Genomic DNA, 16,920 nt, shown 5'->3' with positions numbered 1-16,920 from the left:
CATACTTGCCGATAGCCAGCCACAGACTCTCATTCAATGTAAAGGTGCTACTGACTACACCTGTAAGAAGATAAGTAAGATGGGGAAAGCATGAGCACCATTTTGATTGTTCTCGCTGCTATGCTGGCCGGCGCATTGGTTGCAGGGTGGTTGTACAGGCGCCGCGTACAGCGCCGTTATCGCCTGCCTTTTTTAACTGCATTTGCGGGCGCGACCACGCGTAAACTCACGCAAGACGAGCGCGATGCGGTTGAAAACTATCTCGAAATCCTGAACCGTACTCAGCTCACGCCTGGGCCAACGGGTGCCACCGCTGCGCCCGTGGCGTTAAAGCTTAATGCGCAGAGTGATACCGTGCTCTGCGTGACGCGCTCCATCACGCGCTATGGCATCACGACTGATGACCCCAACAAGTGGCGCTATTACCTGGATTCCGTCGAAGTGCATCTCCCTCCGTCCTGGGAGCAATACATTAATGACGAAAACAGCGTTGAGCTGATTCACACCGATTCATTGCCTCTGGTTATCTCGCTTAACGGTCACACGCTGAATGAATATCTTCAGGAAGCCCCGCGTTTTGCGCTGGAACGCGCCAGTTCGACGCAGGCTTCTATTCGTGGTGAAGAGACAGAGCAGATCGAACTGCTGAACATTCGCCAGGAGACGCATGAAGAGTACGCCCTGAGCCGCCCGGACGGCATTCGTGAAGCCCTGCTGATCGTCGCCGCCTTCCTGCTCTTTTTTTTCTGCCTGCTGACGCCGGATGTGTTTGTCCCCTGGCTGGCGGGCGGTGCGGTGCTGCTGCTGGCGGGCGGGCTTTGGGGGCTCTTTGCTCCGCCGGCCAAAACCTCGTTGCGCGAGATCCACTGCCTGCGCGGGACGCCAAAGCGCTGGGGTCTGTTCGGTGAAAACGATCAGGAACACCTCAACAATATCTCGCTCGGGATTATTGACCTGATTTACCCGCGCCACTGGCAACCGTGGATCGCGCAGGATCTAGGCCAGAAAACCGATATTGATATCTACCTTGACCGCCACGTCGTGCGTCAGGGACGCTTCTTATCCCTGCATGATGAAGTGAAAAATTTCCCGCTTCAGCACTGGCTTCGCAGCACGGTCATTGCCGGGGGCGCGGCGCTGGTCTTAGTCATGCTGCTGCTTTTCGTGCCGCTGGATATGCCCATCAAATTCACCCTGTCGTGGATCAAAGGGGCGCAAACCATTGAAGCGACCAGCGTCAACAAGCTGGATGAAGCCGGTGTGCGCGTGGGGGACACGCTGCGCCTGAAGGGAACCGGGATGTGTAATATTCACACCCCAGGGGCATGGAACACGCGCCAGAACTCGCCGTTCATGCCTTTCGATTGCTCGCAAATTATCTGGAACGACGCACCGCCGCTGCCGCTGCCGGAATCCGAAGTGGTGAATAAAGCCACGGCGCTTACCCAGACGGTTAACCGCCAGCTGCACCCGAAACCGGACGATGATTCACGCGTTAGTCCCGCACTGCGTTCGGCCATTCAAAAATCAGGCATGGTTCTGCTGGATGATTTTGGTGACATCGTTCTGAAAACGCAGGATCTCTGTTCTTCGCAGGATGAGTGCATACGTCTTAAAAATGCCCTGGTCAACCTGGGGAACAGTAAAGACTGGGACTCGCTGGTAAAGCGCGCCGAAGCGGGACGACTGGATGGCGTCAACGTGCTGCTGCGTCCGGTGAGTGCTGAATCGCTGGATAACCTGGTCGCCACCTCCACATCACCGTTTATGATGCGCGAAACCACCCGGGCGGCTCAGGCGCTGAACAGCCCGGCACCGGGAGGCTTTGTGATTGCAAGCGATGAAGGCAGCGACCTGGTCGATCAGCCTTACCCACAGGTTGCGCTTTATGACTACCCGGCGCAGGAGCAGTGGAGCCAGTTCCAGCGCCTGGCGCAGATGCTAATGCAAACGCCGTTCAGCGCAGAAGGGATTGTCACGAGTGTTTATACCGACGCCAACGGCACGCGCCATATCGGCCTGCACCGGATGCCGGATAGCGCAGGTTTATGGCGCTACATCGGCACCTCTCTGCTGATGACCGCGATGCTGATCGCCATTTTCTGGAACGGCTTTATGGCCCTGCGACGCTACCAGCGCTCGCGCACCCGGCTTGCAGAGATCCAGCAATATTATGAAAATTGCCTCAATCCTAAGCTGATCCCCTCCTCTGAGAGCCTGATCTGATAACGTCGTTGCGCGACAAGATGTGCTACCCTGTCGCGCACGATTCTTCTGGCTGGAGTTCCCCCCTATGCATCTTGATATCGACTGGCAGCAGGTCGACACCGTTCTGCTGGATATGGACGGCACGCTGCTCGATCTCGCCTTTGATAACTATTTCTGGCAAACGCTGGTGCCGGAAACCTATGGCGAGCAGCAGGGAATCTCCCCGGCAGAAGCGCAGGCATTCATTCGTTCGCAATATAGCGCCGTGCAACATACGCTAAACTGGTACTGTCTGGACTACTGGAGCGAGCGCCTCGGTCTGGATATTTGTGCCATGACCACCGCCCAGGGTCCACGCGCCGTGCTGCGCGAGGATACGGTTCCGTTCCTGGATGCGCTGAAAGCCAGCGGCAAACGCCGTATTTTGCTGACCAATGCGCATCCCCATAACCTGGCCGTGAAGCTGGAGCATACGGGTCTGGCATCACACCTTGATTTATTACTTTCCACCCACACATTTGGTTATCCGAAAGAGGATCAGCGGTTGTGGCATGCGGTGACGGAAGAGACGGGCTTGCAGCCGGAACGTACGCTGTTCATTGACGACAGCGAGCCCATTCTGGATTCCGCGGCAAGGTTTGGCATTCGCTATTGTCTGGGCGTCACCAATCCTGACTCTGGCCTGGCTGAAAAAAGCTATCTGCGCCACCCGGGACTGAACGACTACCGCCAGATGATCCCCTCACTGACCGTGAAGGAGAGGCCATGAAAGAAAAACCCTCTGACGGGGTAAGACTGGATAAATGGCTGTGGGCGGCGCGTTTTTATAAAACGCGCGCCCTTGCCCGCGAGATGATTGACGGCGGAAAGGTGCATTACAACGGCCAGCGCAGCAAACCAAGCAAGCTGGTTGAGCTGAATGCCACCTTAACGCTGCGTCAGGGCAACGATGAACGTACGGTAGTGATTAAAGCCATTACCGAACAACGACGGCCCGCCCCGGAAGCCGTCCTGCTTTATGAAGAGACGGCGGAAAGCATTGAAAAGCGCGAGAAGACCGCGCTGGCGCGCAAAATGAATGCGCTGACCATGCCCCACCCGGACCGGCGACCGGATAAAAAAGAGCGCCGCGATCTGATGAAATTTAAACACGGTGAGAGCGAGTAACCCTCACCCGCACGAGAGATGAAAATGGCCCAACACGACCAATTACACCGCTATCTGTTTGAACAATTCGCCGTGCGCGGCGAGCTGGTCACCGTATCCGAAACCTGGAAACAGATTCTGGAAAACCACAACTACCCGCTGCCGGTGAAGACCCTGTTGGGCGAACTGCTGGTTGCCACCAGCCTGCTGACCGCAACGCTGAAGTTTGCCGGCGATATCACCGTGCAGCTGCAGGGTGACGGCCCGATGACGCTGGCGGTGATCAACGGCAATAACCAGCAGCAGATGCGCGGCGTGGCGCGCGTTCAGGGCGACGTGCCTGAAAATGCTGACCTCAAAACGCTGGTAGGTAATGGCTACCTGGTGATCACCATCTCCCCGGAGGAAGGTGAACGCTATCAGGGCGTGGTCGGTCTGGAAGGCGATACCCTGGCAGCCTGCCTGGAAGATTACTTCATGCGTTCTGAACAGCTGCCGACGCGTCTCTTCATCCGCACCGGTGAAGTGGACGGTCAGCCTGCTGCTGGCGGCATGCTGCTGCAGGTTCTGCCTGCGCAGGACGCGCAGACCAATGATTTCGAGCACCTGGCAACACTGACCGAAACCATCAAGGCGGAAGAGCTGTTCAACCTGTCGGCGACCGACGTGCTGTGGCGTCTGTACCACGAAGAAGAAGTGACCGTCTACGACCCGCAGTCCGTGGAGTTTAAGTGCACCTGCTCCCGCGAGCGCTGCGCTGGCGCACTGAAAACCCTGCCGGATGAAGAGATCGACAGCATCATGGCGGAAGACGGCGAAATTGATATGCACTGTGACTACTGCGGTACGCACTATGTGTTCAATTCGATGGATATCGCTGAGATCCGCAACAACGCCTCCCCGGCGGATCCGCAGGTTCACTAAACCTCTTTCCCCTCACCCTCTTCCGTTTGGGAAGAGGGCTGGGTTGAGGGGTAAAAAACACCCCCCAAGCTGAATCGTTTTCCCAATGTAACTCTTACGTAATTTTCTTACGTGTATGCGATTACATTCACATTCTTTCCGATAAAATCACCAGCCTTTAACCTTTTCGGAACATTTTCCCCAACAAAAAAGCGATTCCTGCGATAATCCGCCTGCGCTGTGACTGGAGTCGCAGCGTTTTCCGTTAGTAAGGGTTTTGTCCAGATGCGTGAATCTATGAGCCCCGTCGCGGTAAACAACCTCAGAAAAACCCTACAATTTCAGGCAGTACATATTGGCTAAGGAGCAGTGATATGCGTGTTACTGGTTTAACCCCGCAAGATCTCAAGGCTTATGGTATTCACGACGTCCAGGAAGTCGTCTACAACCCCGACTACGATACGCTGTATCAGGAAGAGCTCAATCCAGCACTGGAAGGATACGAGCGCGGTGTGTTGACGAACCTTGGTGCTATCGCCGTCGATACCGGTATTTTTACCGGTCGTTCGCCGAAAGATAAGTATATCGTCCGAGACGAAACCACCCGCGATACGCTGTGGTGGGCTGACAAGGGCAAAGGGAAGAACGACAACAAACCGCTCTCTCCGGAAACCTGGCAGCACCTGAAAGGGCTCGTCACCCATCAACTTTCCGGCAAGCGTTTGTTTATTGTCGACGCTTTCTGCGGCGCTAATGCCGACACCCGTCTCTCCGTACGTTTTATCACCGAAGTGGCCTGGCAGGCGCATTTCGTGAAAAACATGTTTATTCGTCCAACCGACGAAGAGCTGCAGGACTTCACCCCTGATTTCATCGTGATGAACGGCGCGAAATGCACCAACCCACAGTGGAAAGAGCAGGGTCTGAACTCCGAAAACTTTGTTGCCTTCAACCTGACCGAGCGTATCCAGCTGATCGGCGGTACCTGGTACGGCGGCGAAATGAAGAAAGGGATGTTCTCGGTCATGAACTACCTGCTGCCGCTGCGGGGCATCGCCTCCATGCACTGCTCGGCTAACGTCGGTGAAAAAGGCGACGTGGCGGTCTTCTTCGGCCTGTCCGGCACCGGGAAAACCACCCTGTCTACCGATCCAAAACGTCGTCTGATTGGTGATGACGAACACGGCTGGGATGACGACGGCGTATTCAACTTTGAAGGCGGCTGCTACGCGAAGACCATTCGCCTGTCTGAAGAGGCCGAGCCGGATATCTTCCACGCGATCCGTCGCGATGCGCTGCTGGAAAACGTCACCGTGCGTGCCGACGGCTCCATCGACTTCGACGATGCGTCGAAAACGGAAAACACCCGCGTCTCTTACCCCATCTACCACATCGACAACATCGTGAAGCCGGTGTCAAAAGCGGGTCATGCCACGAAGGTTATTTTCCTGACGGCGGATGCGTTTGGCGTGCTGCCGCCGGTGTCTCGCCTGACGGCCAGCCAGACGCAGTACCACTTCCTCTCCGGTTTCACCGCCAAGCTGGCGGGTACCGAGCGCGGCGTGACGGAGCCAACCCCAACCTTCTCCGCCTGCTTCGGCGCAGCCTTCCTGTCGCTGCACCCGACGCAGTACGCTGAAGTGCTGGTGAAACGCATGCAGGCATCCGGCGCGCAGGCATACCTGGTGAACACCGGCTGGAACGGCACCGGCAAACGTATCTCCATCAAAGATACCCGCGCCATTATCGACGCTATTCTGGATGGTTCTCTGGACGACGCCGAAACCTTCACGCTGCCGATGTTTGACCTGGCGATCCCAACGTCGCTGCCGGGTGTGGATACGCATATCCTCGACCCGCGCAATACGTACGGTTCGCCTGAACAGTGGCGCGAGAAAGCGGAATCGCTGGCGAAGCTGTTTATCGAGAACTTCGAGAAGTATACCGATACCCCGGCGGGTGCTGCGCTGGTGAGCGCGGGTCCAAAACTGTAGTCCATGTCGGGTGGCGGCTTCGCCTTACCCGACCTGCAAAAAAGGGTGGCTCGTGCCACCCTTTTTTCAACTCTCTTTCACCTGCCCCCGCGTGACCGGAACCGGCAACCAGGCGCGAATGCTCAATCCACCCCGCTCGCTGGTACCAATCTCCAGCAACCCGTTATGGTTATCCACAATACGCTGCACAATCGCCAGGCCTAAGCCCGTACCGCTGGTGCTGCGCGCGCTGTCGCCGCGCACAAACGGCTGAAACAGATGCTTACGCTGCTCGGGCTTGATGCCCGGACCGTCGTCTTCCACCTGGAACCAGGCGCGGTTGAGTTCAGACCCGCTGCTAACTTTGATCCAGCCGTTACCGTAGCGCGCCGCGTTGACCACCATGTTCGCCACCGCGCGCTTAATGGAGAGCGGGTGCATACGAACCTGAATTTCACCGGCCTGAAGGTCAGTATCAATTTCACGCTCGTAGCCGCTTTCTGCCGCCACCACTTCACCCAGCACCGCGTTCAGGTCCGCCATTTCCATCGGCATCTCCTGGCCGGTGCGCAGGTAGTCGATGAACTGCTCGATGATGGCGTTGCACTCTTCGATGTCCTTGTTGATGGACTCGGCGAGATAACCGTCCTCTTCCCCCATCATCTCCGTCGCCAGACGAATACGCGTCAGGGGGGTGCGCAGGTCATGGCTCACGCCCGCCATCAGCAGCGTACGGTCATCCGCCAGCTGCTTCACGCCTGCCGCCATATGGTTAAACGCACGCGTCACCGAGCGGACTTCCGAGGCGCCATACTCACGCAGCGGAGGAGGAATAATGCCTTTACCGACCTGCAGCGCAGCGTGCTCCAGGTCGACCAGCGGTCGGTTTTGTATTCGGATAAACAGCCAGGCTCCGCCTATCGCCAGCAGCATAATCGCCAGGGTATAGCGGAACAGCGGCGAGAAATCGCCCTGATGGATTTCGGTCAGCGGGACGCGCACCCAGATGTTGGGTGACAGCCAGGTTTTCAGCCAGACAACGGGCGAGCTTTTGTTGACCTCGACGCGCACTTCCGTCGGGCCACCCAGCTGCTGCGCCATCTGCTGGCTGAGGAATTCATAGTGCTGCGCCCAGCGCAGACCCGCGTCTTCCGCCGCTTCATTCGAATAGAGCGAGATGCCCAGTTCACGGTAGATTTCACGACGAAACGCCGGGGGAACAACCAGCTGCGTGCCGTCCTCCAGCTGCAGCTTATCGGTCATCAGCATACGCACTTCGTAGGCCAGGACCTTATTAAACTGCTGGAGGCTCGGCAGGATCGCAAAGTTCAGCACCACCAGGTAGGTCGTCACCAGGCTGACGAACAGCAGGGTGACGATCAGTAACAGGGTGCGGGCAAACGAGCTTCGCGGCGAGAAGCGCATTCGCCTCATGCTTTAGAGCCGTCCGGGACGAACACGTAGCCCAGACCCCATACGGTCTGAATATAACGAGGATGCGCCGGATCTTCTTCCACCATGCGGCGCAGACGGGAGATCTGCACGTCGATAGAGCGTTCCATTGCGGAGTATTCGCGACCGCGCGCCAGGTTCATCAGCTTGTCGCGGGAGAGCGGTTCACGCGGGTGGCTGACCAGCGCTTTCAGCACCGCGAACTCGCCGCTGGTGAGCGGCATTGGCTCGTCTTCACGGAACATTTCGCGCGTGCCGAGGTTCAGCTTGAACTTGCCGAAGGCAATAACGGCTTCTTCCTGCGACGGTGCGCCCGGCAGCTCGTTCGCCTGACGGCGCAGCACGGCGCGAATGCGCGCCAGCAGTTCACGCGGGTTAAACGGTTTTGGAATGTAGTCGTCGGCGCCGATTTCGAGGCCCACGATACGGTCAACTTCTTCGCCCTTCGCCGTTACCATAATGATCGGCATCGGGTTGCTCTGGCTGCGCAGACGGCGGCAGATAGAGAGCCCGTCTTCGCCTGGCAGCATCAGGTCGAGAACCATCAGATGGAAAGATTCACGGGTCAACAGACGATCCATTTGCTCAGCGTTCGCGACGCTGCGAACCTGGAAGCCCTGCTCGGTCAGATAACGCTCCAGCAGCGCACGCAGGCGCATGTCGTCATCCACGACCAGAATTTTATAGTTTTCTTGCATTGTGTGTACTCCCAAAGGTTCGGATAGTCTTTGTAACAGCGTATTCTAAAAAAGTGCACGTATTCGACCAGTTAATTCTGGTATAAATTCTAGTCGAAATTGTTACAAAGCATATTTAACAGCAGCTTATCTTTTCATTTCACCACATAAATTATTATTAATCCTGTCTGTTACACTGTGTGGTACGTATTGTGCGCAAAACAGAGAACCGGCAGCAAAGGCAGCACCATGAAAACGCCCCTGATCACCCGCGAAGGGTACGAGAAGCTCAAAAAAGAGATGGATTTCCTCTGGCGCGAAGAGCGTCCTGAGGTGACCAAAAAGGTGACCTGGGCCGCGAGCCTGGGCGATCGCAGCGAAAACGCTGACTACCAGTACAACAAGAAGCGGCTGCGCGAAATTGACCGCCGTGTACGCTATCTGACGAAGTGCCTTGAGAACCTGAAAATCGTCGATTACTCCCCGCAGCAGGAGGGCAAAGTCTTCTTCGGCGCGTGGGTGGAGATTGAAAACGACGACGGTGACACCCTGCGTTTTCGCATCGTCGGCTACGATGAAATTTTTGGTCGTAAGGATTACATCTCCATCGACTCCCCGATGGCCCGCGCGCTGCTGAAAAAGGAAGTGGGCGATCTGGCCGTCGTGCAAACCCCAGCCGGTGAAGCCAGCTGGTACGTTAATGAGATCGTCTACGTAAAATAGTCCGAGAGCGCCCTCCCCGGCTGGCATTTTGCCGTGTCAGCCCGTATAACTATCCCCTGATTTTTTCGACTCAACAGATGATAAAGCCATGATGAAAGATTCGCTCTGCCGCATTATTGCGGGTGAACTTCAGGCCAGAGCCGAACAGGTAGAAGCTGCCGTTCGCCTGCTTGATGAAGGGAACACCGTGCCGTTTATTGCACGCTATCGTAAGGAAGTCACCGGCGGTCTGGATGACACGCAGCTGCGTAACCTGGAAACCCGTCTCGGTTATCTGCGCGAACTGGAAGAACGTCGTCAGGCGATCCTCAAATCCATCGGCGAACAGGGCAAGCTGACCAGCGAACTGGAAAGCGCCATCAATGGCACCCTGAGCAAAACCGAACTCGAAGACCTCTATCTGCCGTACAAGCCGAAGCGCCGCACGCGCGGACAGATTGCAATTGAAGCGGGTCTTGAGCCGCTGGCCGACCTGTTGTGGAACGAGCCGTCCCACGATCCGGATACCGAAGCGGCGAAATTCATCGACGCCGACAAAGGCGTAGCGGACACCAAGGCCGCCCTCGACGGCGCACGCTACATTCTGATGGAGCGCTTCGCTGAAGATGCCGCCCTCCTCGCTAAAGTGCGTGATTATCTGTGGAAGAACGCCCACATCGTCTCTACCGTCGTCGCGGGTAAAGAGGAAGAAGGCGCGAAATTCCGCGACTACTTCGATCACCACGAACCGATTTCCACCACCCCTTCCCACCGCGCGCTGGCAATGTTCCGCGGCCGTAACGAAGGCGTGCTGCAGCTCTCCCTGAACGCCGACCCGCAGTTTGACGAGCCGCCGAAAGAGAGCCACTGCGAGCAGATCATCATCGACCATCTTGGCCTGCGCCTGAACAACGCCCCGGCTGACAGCTGGCGCAAAGGCGTGGTGAGCTGGACCTGGCGCATCAAGGTGCTGATGCACCTCGAAACCGAGCTGATGGGCACCGTGCGCGAACGCGCCGAAGATGAAGCCATCAACGTCTTCGCCCGCAACCTGCACGACCTGCTGATGGCCGCCCCTGCTGGCCTGCGCGCGACCATGGGTCTCGATCCGGGTCTGCGTACCGGTGTAAAAGTCGCTGTCGTTGACGGCACCGGCAAGCTGGTCGCCACCGACACCATCTATCCGCACACCGGCCAGGCAGCGAAAGCGGCCGTCGTGGTGGCGGCGCTGTGCGAAAAATACAACGTCGAACTTGTCGCCATCGGCAACGGTACGGCGTCCCGCGAAACCGAACGTTTCTATCTCGACGTGCAGAAGCAGTTCCCGAAAGTGACGGCGCAGAAAGTGATCGTCAGCGAGGCCGGGGCGTCCGTCTATTCTGCGTCCGAGCTGGCGGCCCAGGAGTTCCCGGACCTGGACGTTTCCCTGCGCGGTGCGGTCTCGATCGCTCGCCGCCTGCAGGATCCGCTGGCGGAACTGGTGAAGATCGATCCGAAATCGATCGGCGTGGGCCAGTATCAGCATGACGTGAGCCAGACTCAGCTGGCGCGCAAGCTGGACGCGGTGGTGGAAGACTGCGTAAACGCCGTTGGCGTTGACCTGAACACCGCCTCCGTCCCTCTGCTGACCCGCGTAGCGGGCTTAACCCGCATGATGGCGCAAAACATCGTCGCCTGGCGCGATGAGAACGGCCAGTTCCAGAACCGTCAGCAGCTGCTGAAGGTAAGCCGTCTGGGGCCAAAAGCGTTTGAGCAGTGCGCGGGCTTCCTGCGCATCAACCACGGCGATAACCCGCTCGATGCCTCCACCGTTCACCCGGAAGCGTACCCGGTGGTGGAACGCATCCTGGCCGCCACCCAGCAGGCGCTGAAGGATCTCATGGGCGACAGCAGCGCCCTGCGCAACCTGAAAGCCGTTGATTTCACTGACGACAAATTTGGTGTGCCAACCGTTACCGACATTATTAAAGAGCTGGAAAAACCGGGCCGCGATCCGCGTCCTGAGTTCAAAACGGCGACCTTTGCTGACGGTATCGAGACCATGAACGACCTGCTGCCAGGGATGGTGCTGGAAGGTGCGGTGACCAACGTCACCAACTTTGGCGCGTTTGTGGATATCGGCGTGCATCAGGATGGCCTGGTCCATATCTCATCCCTTGCCGACAAGTTCGTTGAAGACCCGCACACCGTGGTCAAAGCGGGCGACATCGTGAAGGTCAAAGTGCTGGAAGTGGATCTGCAGCGCAAGCGTATCGCCCTGACCATGCGTCTGGACGAGCAGCCGGGTGACACCAACGCGCGCCGCGGCGGCAACGGCGGGGGCCGCGAGCCGCAGCGTCCGGCCGCGAAAGCCGCGAAGCCGCGTGGACGTGACGCCCAGCCTGCAGGCAACAGCGCGATGATGGATGCGCTGGCGGCCGCGATGGGTAAAAAACGCTAAGGTTGTACATGCCCGGTGGCGCTACGCTTACCGGGCCTACGGTTTTGTAGGCCGGGCAAACGCAGTGCCGCCCGGCAAGCAGGCCGCAGGGAATTAAAATAAATAGCGTGTAGCCATATTTAAACCACGAATTATCACCACGTTAACAAATACCTCTCTTTTCGTTTTCCCGGCATTTCAGCAAATATTGAGCAAGGTCAAACAGGCCGTAAATTAATACCGTAAACAACATTCCGTCACAGTTTTAATATTGCTGATAAAAACTATTCTCATTATCATCGCATAGTAGATAATTTAACCTTTCGTGGAATCAGGCGTTATGCAATTCACTCCAGACAGTGCATGGAAGATTACCGGTTTTACCCGCGAAATTAGCCCGGCCTATCGGCAAAAGCTGCTGTCGCTTGGCATGCTGCCCGGCTCGTCATTCCAGGTCGTACGCGTGGCGCCGTTAGGCGATCCGGTTCATATCGAAACCCGACGCGTGAATCTGGTCCTGCGTAAAAAAGACCTCGCGTTAATAGAAGTCGAAGCCTTATCCCGATAACAAGCCAGCGGTTTCAGTGAGTCCAGAAAAATGAAAAAGTTAACTATTGGCTTAATTGGCAATCCTAATTCCGGCAAGACTACGCTTTTTAACCAGCTGACCGGGGCTCGCCAGCGCGTGGGCAACTGGGCGGGCGTAACGGTTGAACGTAAAGAGGGCCAGTTCACGACGACAGACAACCAGGTGACGCTGGTTGACCTTCCCGGCACCTACTCCTTAACCACCATTTCGTCGCAAACTTCGCTCGATGAGCAAATCGCCTGTCACTACATTCTTGGCGGCGATGCGGATCTGCTGATCAACGTGGTCGATGCCTCGAACCTCGAGCGTAACCTCTATCTGACGCTGCAGCTGCTGGAGCTGGGTATCCCCTGCATCGTGGCGCTCAACATGCTCGACATCGCAGAGAAACAAAAGCTACGCATCGACGTTGATGCCCTCTCCGCGCGCCTCGGGTGCCCGGTCGTTCCGCTGGTCTCGACGCGCGCGCGCGGTATTGATGCGCTGAAGCTGGCCATTGACCGTCACGCGGGAAATCGCGACGTTGAGCTGGTGCATTACGCCCAGCCTCTCCTGCGCGAAGCCAACGTGCTGGCGCAGGAGATGGACAAAGCCATGCCTGCGAAACAGCGCCTGTGGCTTGGCCTGCAGATGCTGGAAGGGGATATTTACAGCCGCGCTTATGCCGGTCATGCGGCCGATAAGCTGGACGTGACGGTGGCCCGTCTTAGCGACGAGCTGGACGACCCGGCGCTGCACATCGCCGATGCCCGTTACCAGGCTATCGCCTCGATCTGCGACGTGGTCAGTAACGCGCTGACGGCAGAACCCAGCCGCTTTACGGCGGCGGTGGATAAGATTGTGCTCAACCGCTTCCTCGGTTTGCCGATCTTCCTGCTGGTGATGTACGTGATGTTCCTGCTCGCCATTAACATCGGTGGCGCGCTGCAGCCGATTTTTGACGCCGGTTCCGTCGCGGTCTTCGTGCACGGCATTCAGTGGGTGGGCTATACCCTGCATTTCCCGGAATGGCTCACCATCTTCCTCGCGCAGGGGATCGGCGGCGGTATCAATACCGTTCTGCCGCTGGTGCCGCAGATCGGCATGATGTACCTGTTCCTCTCGTTCCTGGAAGATTCCGGCTACATGGCGCGCGCGGCGTTCGTGATGGATCGTCTGATGCAGGCGCTGGGCCTGCCGGGCAAATCCTTCGTCCCGCTGATCGTCGGCTTCGGCTGTAACGTGCCGTCGGTGATGGGCGCGCGCACGCTGGATGCCCCGCGCGAGCGTCTGATGACCATCATGATGGCGCCGTTTATGTCCTGCGGTGCCCGACTGGCGATCTTTGCGGTCTTTGCGGCAGCCTTCTTTGGCCAGCAGGGCGCGCTGGCGGTCTTCTCGCTGTATGTCCTGGGCATCGTGATGGCGATCCTGACCGGCTTAATGCTGAAACACACCATCATGCGCGGTGAAGCGTCACCGTTCGTGATGGAGCTGCCGGTTTACCACGTCCCCCATCTGAAAAGCCTGGCGATCCAGACCTGGCAGCGCCTGAAAGGCTTCGTCCTGCGCGCCGGTAAGGTGATTGTCATCGTCAGCGTTTTCCTGAGCGCGCTGAACAGCTTTACCCTGAGTGGACAGGCAGCGGATAACATTAACGACTCTGCCCTCGCCTCCGTCAGCCGCGTCATCACGCCGGTCTTCAAACCAATTGGCGTGCATGAGGATAACTGGCAGGCAACCGTCGGGCTGTTTACCGGCGCGATGGCAAAAGAGGTGGTTGTCGGTACCCTGAACACGCTCTACACCGCCGAGAACATTCAGGAGCAGGAATTTAACCCGGCGGAGTTTCACCTCGGTGACGAACTGCTGGGTGCCGTAGAGGAAACCTGGCAAAGCCTGAAGGACACCTTCAGCCTGAGCGTGCTGGCGAACCCGATTGAGGCGAGCAAAGGCGACGGCGAGATGGCGACCGGTGCCATGGGCGTGATGGGCGAGAAGTTTGGCAGCGCGTCCGCGGCCTACAGCTACCTCATCTTCGTTCTGCTCTATATTCCATGCATCTCCGTGATGGGGGCGATTGCCCGCGAGTCCAGCCGCGGCTGGATGGGCTTCTCCATCCTGTGGGGATTAAACATCGCGTATTCGCTGGCGACGCTGTTTTATCAAACCGTTAATTTCAGCCAGCACCCGCGCTACAGCCTGGTCTGCATTCTCGCGGTTGTGCTGTTTAACGTGATCGTTCTCGGCCTGCTGCGGCGGGCACGCAGCCGCGTCGACATCGACCTGCTGGCAAACCGTAAAACCGCGGCGACCTGCTGCAACAGCCCGGCAGGCGACTGTCACTAAGGAGCACACCCCATGGCATCGTTGATTCAGGTTCGTGACCTGCTGGCACTGCAGGGGCGAATGGAGGCGAAACAGCTGAGCCTCAGCCTGCATACGCCGCAGCCGATGATCGACGCCATGCTGGAAAGACTGGAAGCCATGGGGAAAGCGGTGCGCATTCAGGAAGAGCCGGACGGTTGTCTGTCCGGCAGCTGTAAACATTGCCCGGAAGGAAAAGCCTGCCTCAGGGAGTGGTGGGCACTGCGCGAATAAAGGCGGACAGCGCCGAACAAAACTCGCCAGGATGTGAAATAAATGGCGCGTGTGCCGCTTTAGCGACCACCATTGATTGGCTTTCCGGCCACAGGTTATCCAGCAGTGGAACCACCTTACGCGGAACCAGCCCGTCCAGATAGCCATACATACGCAGGTGCGGAAGCGCCAGCGACGCCAGCGGTTCACGCAGATCGATCGTCTTGAGTATCTCAAGCCCCCCGTTAAGCACCTCAACGTCAGGCATCGGCAGCGACAGCACGGTCTGCTTCAGCGTGCGCGCATCCTGACGCGCGGTTTCTGTACCCATCGTCTGCAGCGCGAGAAAACGCTCCACCGTCCGCTGGAAATCGTCGCTTAGCTGCTGCTGGAATCCTGCCAGCACTTCAGGCTTGATCCCCGGCCACGCGTCCTGCGCGCTAAAGCAGGGTGACGAGGCAACGGTGACCAGCGCGCTCACGCGCCCGGGGTTATCCAGCGCAATCTTGCTTGCCACCAGCCCGCCCAGGCTCCAGCCCAGCCAGACAGCGTTTTGCGGCGCGGCGTCCAGAACCTGCTGCGCCATCTCATCAAGCGACATCGCGCCAAAGCCGCGGCTGCGGCCATAACCCGGCAAATCCACCAGATGCAGCGTAAATTGCGAGGCAAGTTCCTCGCTTACGCAACGCCACACTTCAGCATTCAGTCCCCATCCGTGCAGCAGCACAAGATGGCAATTTCCCGTTCCGACGGTCTGCCACCACAGCGTCTTCATCAGTTACTGTTCTCTTTTTCACATGGAGGTTGCACATGCTAACAGTACCTGGGTTGTGCTGGCTATGCCGAATGCCGCTGGCACTCAGCAGGTGGGGCATCTGCTCCGTCTGTACGCGATCGCTGCAATGGCGTATCGGGATCTGTCCACAATGTGGTTTACCGGCCACAAATCCCTCTTTGCCCTGTGGCCGGTGCCTGAAAAAATCCCCGCCGTGGAGCGCGCTGGTGGCGGTGGATGATTATGTTCCGCCGCTGAGCAGGCTGATTCACGCGCTGAAGTTTTCCGGTCAAAGTTCCCTGGCACAGCCCCTTGCGCGACTGCTACTGCTGGCGGTTTTGCAGGCGCGGCGCCACCGCGCATTGCCGAAAATCGACAGGGTGGTGAATGTTCCCCTCTACCGACGCCGCCACTGGCGACGCGGTTACAATCAGAGCGACCTGATCTGCCGTCCCCTCGCCCGGTGGCTTGGCTGTCAGTATGATGCCCGCGCGCTGACGCGTGTTCATGCCACCGCCATCCAGCATCAGCTCAGCGCCCGGCTTCGCAAAAGAAACCTCAAAAATGCCTTTCGCCTTGAATTGCAGGTCGACGGTCTCCATATCGCGATTGTGGATGATGTCGTCACCACAGGCAGTACCGTTGCTGAACTTTCCCGACTGCTTTTGCAAAGCGGCGCCGCGTCGGTTCAGGTATGGTGTCTGTGCCGTACCTTGTAGCCCTTCTTCAATGGGCGTATGATTATACCCAGGTAATTTAGTCAACTATTAGGCCAAAGCTATGATCCGTATTTCCGATTCTGCACAAGCGCACTTTGCCAAACTGCTGGCAAATCAGGAAGAAGGGACGCAGATCCGTGTGTTTGTGATCAATCCAGGCACGCCGAATGCAGAATGTGGTGTTTCTTATTGTCCTCCGGACGCCGTGGAAGCCACCGACACTGCCCTTAAATTTGAACAGCTCACCGCCTATGTTGATGAGCTGAGCGCACCGTATCTTGAAGATGCGGAGATCGACTTCGTCACCGATCAGCTGGGTTCTCAGCTGACCCTGAAAGCGCCGAACGCGAAAATGCGTAAAGTGTCTGACGATGCCCCGCTGATGGAGCGCGTTGAGTATCTGCTGCAATCCCAGATTAACCCGCAGCTGGCTGGCCATGGCGGTCGTGTTTCCCTGATGGAAATCACCGACGAAGGTTTTGCCATTCTGCAGTTTGGCGGCGGCTGTAACGGCTGTTCAATGGTCGATGTCACCCTGAAAGAAGGGATCGAGAAGCAGCTGCTGAACGAGTTCCCGGAACTGAAAGGCGTGCGTGACCTGACCGAACACCAGCGCGGCGAGCACTCTTACTACTGATTCATTGCCCGTCTGTATTGCCCGGTGGCGCTGCGCTTACCGGGCCTACAAAACCCTGCTCCCCCTCTTCGCTCCCCTCTATATGTTGACCTGCGTCTCATAATTCACATTTTGCCTTCCAGGGTGATTCTCAATCACGCCATGTTACCCGTATCATTCTC

At 57.7% G+C, this 16,920-nt stretch carries 15 protein-coding genes; 12 read left to right on the top strand and 3 right to left on the bottom strand.

From position 1 onward, the window contains the following. Positions 1-90 precede the first annotated feature (90 nt). From FHC52_RS11045 to pckA, 5 genes are all read left to right on the top strand, one after another. Positions 91-2,226 (top strand): intracellular growth attenuator family protein, encoded by a 2,136-nt coding sequence (locus tag FHC52_RS11045; RefSeq protein WP_032653733.1) that lies wholly within the window; start codon positions 91-93, stop codon positions 2,224-2,226. A gap of 67 nt (positions 2,227-2,293) precedes the next feature. Further along, positions 2,294-2,977 (top strand): GMP/IMP nucleotidase, encoded by a 684-nt coding sequence (yrfG, locus tag FHC52_RS11040; protein WP_023345033.1) that lies wholly within the window; start codon positions 2,294-2,296, stop codon positions 2,975-2,977. Continuing rightward, a complete protein-coding gene (hslR, locus tag FHC52_RS11035; RefSeq protein WP_008503044.1) occupies positions 2,974-3,375 on the top strand; it encodes a ribosome-associated heat shock protein Hsp15 in 402 nt (133 codons plus the stop codon). The genes yrfG and hslR overlap by 4 nt, the downstream gene beginning before the upstream one ends. Positions 3,376-3,393: 18 nt before the next feature. Continuing rightward, positions 3,394-4,278, top strand: coding sequence for an Hsp33 family molecular chaperone HslO (gene hslO, locus FHC52_RS11030; protein WP_161495995.1), 885 nt, complete (start codon positions 3,394-3,396; stop codon positions 4,276-4,278). A 353-nt stretch (positions 4,279-4,631) separates the two neighbouring features. Beyond that, positions 4,632-6,251 (top strand): phosphoenolpyruvate carboxykinase (ATP), encoded by a 1,620-nt coding sequence (gene pckA, locus FHC52_RS11025; RefSeq protein ID WP_021242192.1) that lies wholly within the window; start codon positions 4,632-4,634, stop codon positions 6,249-6,251. Between the two features lie 66 nt (positions 6,252-6,317). Here the strand turns inward: pckA and envZ are convergent, their stop codons facing one another. Together envZ and ompR are read right to left on the bottom strand one after the other, a co-directional pair. Continuing rightward, complete coding sequence (gene envZ, locus FHC52_RS11020; RefSeq protein WP_008503047.1) at positions 6,318-7,664, bottom strand: two-component system sensor histidine kinase EnvZ; 1,347 nt, start codon at positions 7,662-7,664, stop codon at positions 6,318-6,320. Then, a complete protein-coding gene (gene ompR / locus FHC52_RS11015) occupies positions 7,661-8,380 on the bottom strand; it encodes a two-component system response regulator OmpR (RefSeq protein WP_001157751.1) in 720 nt (239 codons plus the stop codon). Before ompR ends, envZ begins: the two co-directional genes overlap by 4 nt. A gap of 228 nt (positions 8,381-8,608) precedes the next feature. Here ompR and greB point away from each other — a divergent pair, with 228 nt between their 5' ends. The 5 genes from greB to feoC all read left to right on the top strand — a co-directional run bounded on the left by greB (position 8,609) and on the right by feoC (position 14,649). Beyond that, positions 8,609-9,082: a transcription elongation factor GreB gene (gene greB / locus FHC52_RS11010; protein WP_008503048.1), complete on the top strand. Its 474-nt coding sequence runs from the start codon at positions 8,609-8,611 to the stop codon at positions 9,080-9,082. 88 nt (positions 9,083-9,170) lie between these two features. Continuing rightward, positions 9,171-11,501, top strand: a complete 2,331-nt coding sequence (locus FHC52_RS11005; protein WP_150148273.1) for a Tex family protein — start codon at positions 9,171-9,173, stop codon at positions 11,499-11,501. A 319-nt stretch (positions 11,502-11,820) separates the two neighbouring features. Beyond that, positions 11,821-12,048 carry a ferrous iron transporter A gene (gene feoA, locus FHC52_RS11000; protein WP_008503050.1) on the top strand — a complete coding sequence of 76 codons (228 nt, stop codon included), beginning with the start codon at positions 11,821-11,823 and terminating at the stop codon, positions 12,046-12,048. A 30-nt stretch (positions 12,049-12,078) separates the two neighbouring features. Next, a complete protein-coding gene (feoB, locus tag FHC52_RS10995) occupies positions 12,079-14,397 on the top strand; it encodes a Fe(2+) transporter permease subunit FeoB (RefSeq protein ID WP_021242189.1) in 2,319 nt (772 codons plus the stop codon). Between the two features lie 12 nt (positions 14,398-14,409). Beyond that, positions 14,410-14,649 (top strand): [Fe-S]-dependent transcriptional repressor FeoC, encoded by a 240-nt coding sequence (feoC, locus tag FHC52_RS10990; RefSeq protein ID WP_008503052.1) that lies wholly within the window; start codon positions 14,410-14,412, stop codon positions 14,647-14,649. On the opposite strand, the gene bioH is transcribed toward feoC, so the two are convergent. Beyond that, positions 14,621-15,403: a pimeloyl-ACP methyl ester esterase BioH gene (gene bioH / locus FHC52_RS10985; RefSeq protein WP_008503053.1), complete on the bottom strand. Its 783-nt coding sequence runs from the start codon at positions 15,401-15,403 to the stop codon at positions 14,621-14,623. The two genes, feoC and bioH, sit on opposite strands and share 29 nt — an antisense overlap. 35 nt (positions 15,404-15,438) lie before the next feature. Here bioH and gntX point away from each other — a divergent pair, with 35 nt between their 5' ends. Both gntX and nfuA read left to right on the top strand, forming a co-directional pair. Continuing rightward, the gene (gene gntX, locus FHC52_RS10980) at positions 15,439-16,122 is read left to right on the top strand and encodes a DNA utilization protein GntX (protein WP_126288624.1); all 684 of its coding nucleotides are present in this window, start codon (positions 15,439-15,441) and stop codon (positions 16,120-16,122) included. 61 nt (positions 16,123-16,183) lie between these two features. Then, complete coding sequence (gene nfuA / locus FHC52_RS10975; protein ID WP_008503055.1) at positions 16,184-16,759, top strand: Fe-S biogenesis protein NfuA; 576 nt, start codon at positions 16,184-16,186, stop codon at positions 16,757-16,759. Positions 16,760-16,920 lie beyond the last annotated feature (161 nt).

The organism is Enterobacter sp. EC_64 (assembly GCF_019584165.1).
Classification (GTDB): Bacteria; Pseudomonadota; Gammaproteobacteria; order Enterobacterales; family Enterobacteriaceae; genus Enterobacter; species Enterobacter roggenkampii.
Note: the sequence above shows the minus strand (reverse complement) of the source record. Positions and strands in the feature narration are given on the sequence as shown.

Bases quoted from the DNA above. Each gene is read 5' to 3' on its own strand.
- FHC52_RS11045 (WP_032653733.1), top strand. From the start codon at position 91: ATGAGCACCATTTTGATTGTTCTCGCTGCTATGCTGGCCGGCGCATTG.
- yrfG (WP_023345033.1), top strand. From the start codon at position 2,294: ATGCATCTTGATATCGACTGGCAGCAGGTCGACACCGTTCTGCTGGAT.
- hslR (WP_008503044.1), top strand. From the start codon at position 2,974: ATGAAAGAAAAACCCTCTGACGGGGTAAGACTGGATAAATGGCTGTGG.
- hslO (WP_161495995.1), top strand. From the start codon at position 3,394: ATGAAAATGGCCCAACACGACCAATTACACCGCTATCTGTTTGAACAA.
- pckA (WP_021242192.1), top strand. From the start codon at position 4,632: ATGCGTGTTACTGGTTTAACCCCGCAAGATCTCAAGGCTTATGGTATT.
- envZ (WP_008503047.1), bottom strand. From the start codon at position 7,664: ATGAGGCGAATGCGCTTCTCGCCGCGAAGCTCGTTTGCCCGCACCCTG.
- ompR (WP_001157751.1), bottom strand. From the start codon at position 8,380: ATGCAAGAAAACTATAAAATTCTGGTCGTGGATGACGACATGCGCCTG.
- greB (WP_008503048.1), top strand. From the start codon at position 8,609: ATGAAAACGCCCCTGATCACCCGCGAAGGGTACGAGAAGCTCAAAAAA.
- FHC52_RS11005 (WP_150148273.1), top strand. From the start codon at position 9,171: ATGATGAAAGATTCGCTCTGCCGCATTATTGCGGGTGAACTTCAGGCC.
- feoA (WP_008503050.1), top strand. From the start codon at position 11,821: ATGCAATTCACTCCAGACAGTGCATGGAAGATTACCGGTTTTACCCGC.
- feoB (WP_021242189.1), top strand. From the start codon at position 12,079: ATGAAAAAGTTAACTATTGGCTTAATTGGCAATCCTAATTCCGGCAAG.
- feoC (WP_008503052.1), top strand. From the start codon at position 14,410: ATGGCATCGTTGATTCAGGTTCGTGACCTGCTGGCACTGCAGGGGCGA.
- bioH (WP_008503053.1), bottom strand. From the start codon at position 15,403: ATGAAGACGCTGTGGTGGCAGACCGTCGGAACGGGAAATTGCCATCTT.
- gntX (WP_126288624.1), top strand. From the start codon at position 15,439: ATGCTAACAGTACCTGGGTTGTGCTGGCTATGCCGAATGCCGCTGGCA.
- nfuA (WP_008503055.1), top strand. From the start codon at position 16,184: ATGATCCGTATTTCCGATTCTGCACAAGCGCACTTTGCCAAACTGCTG.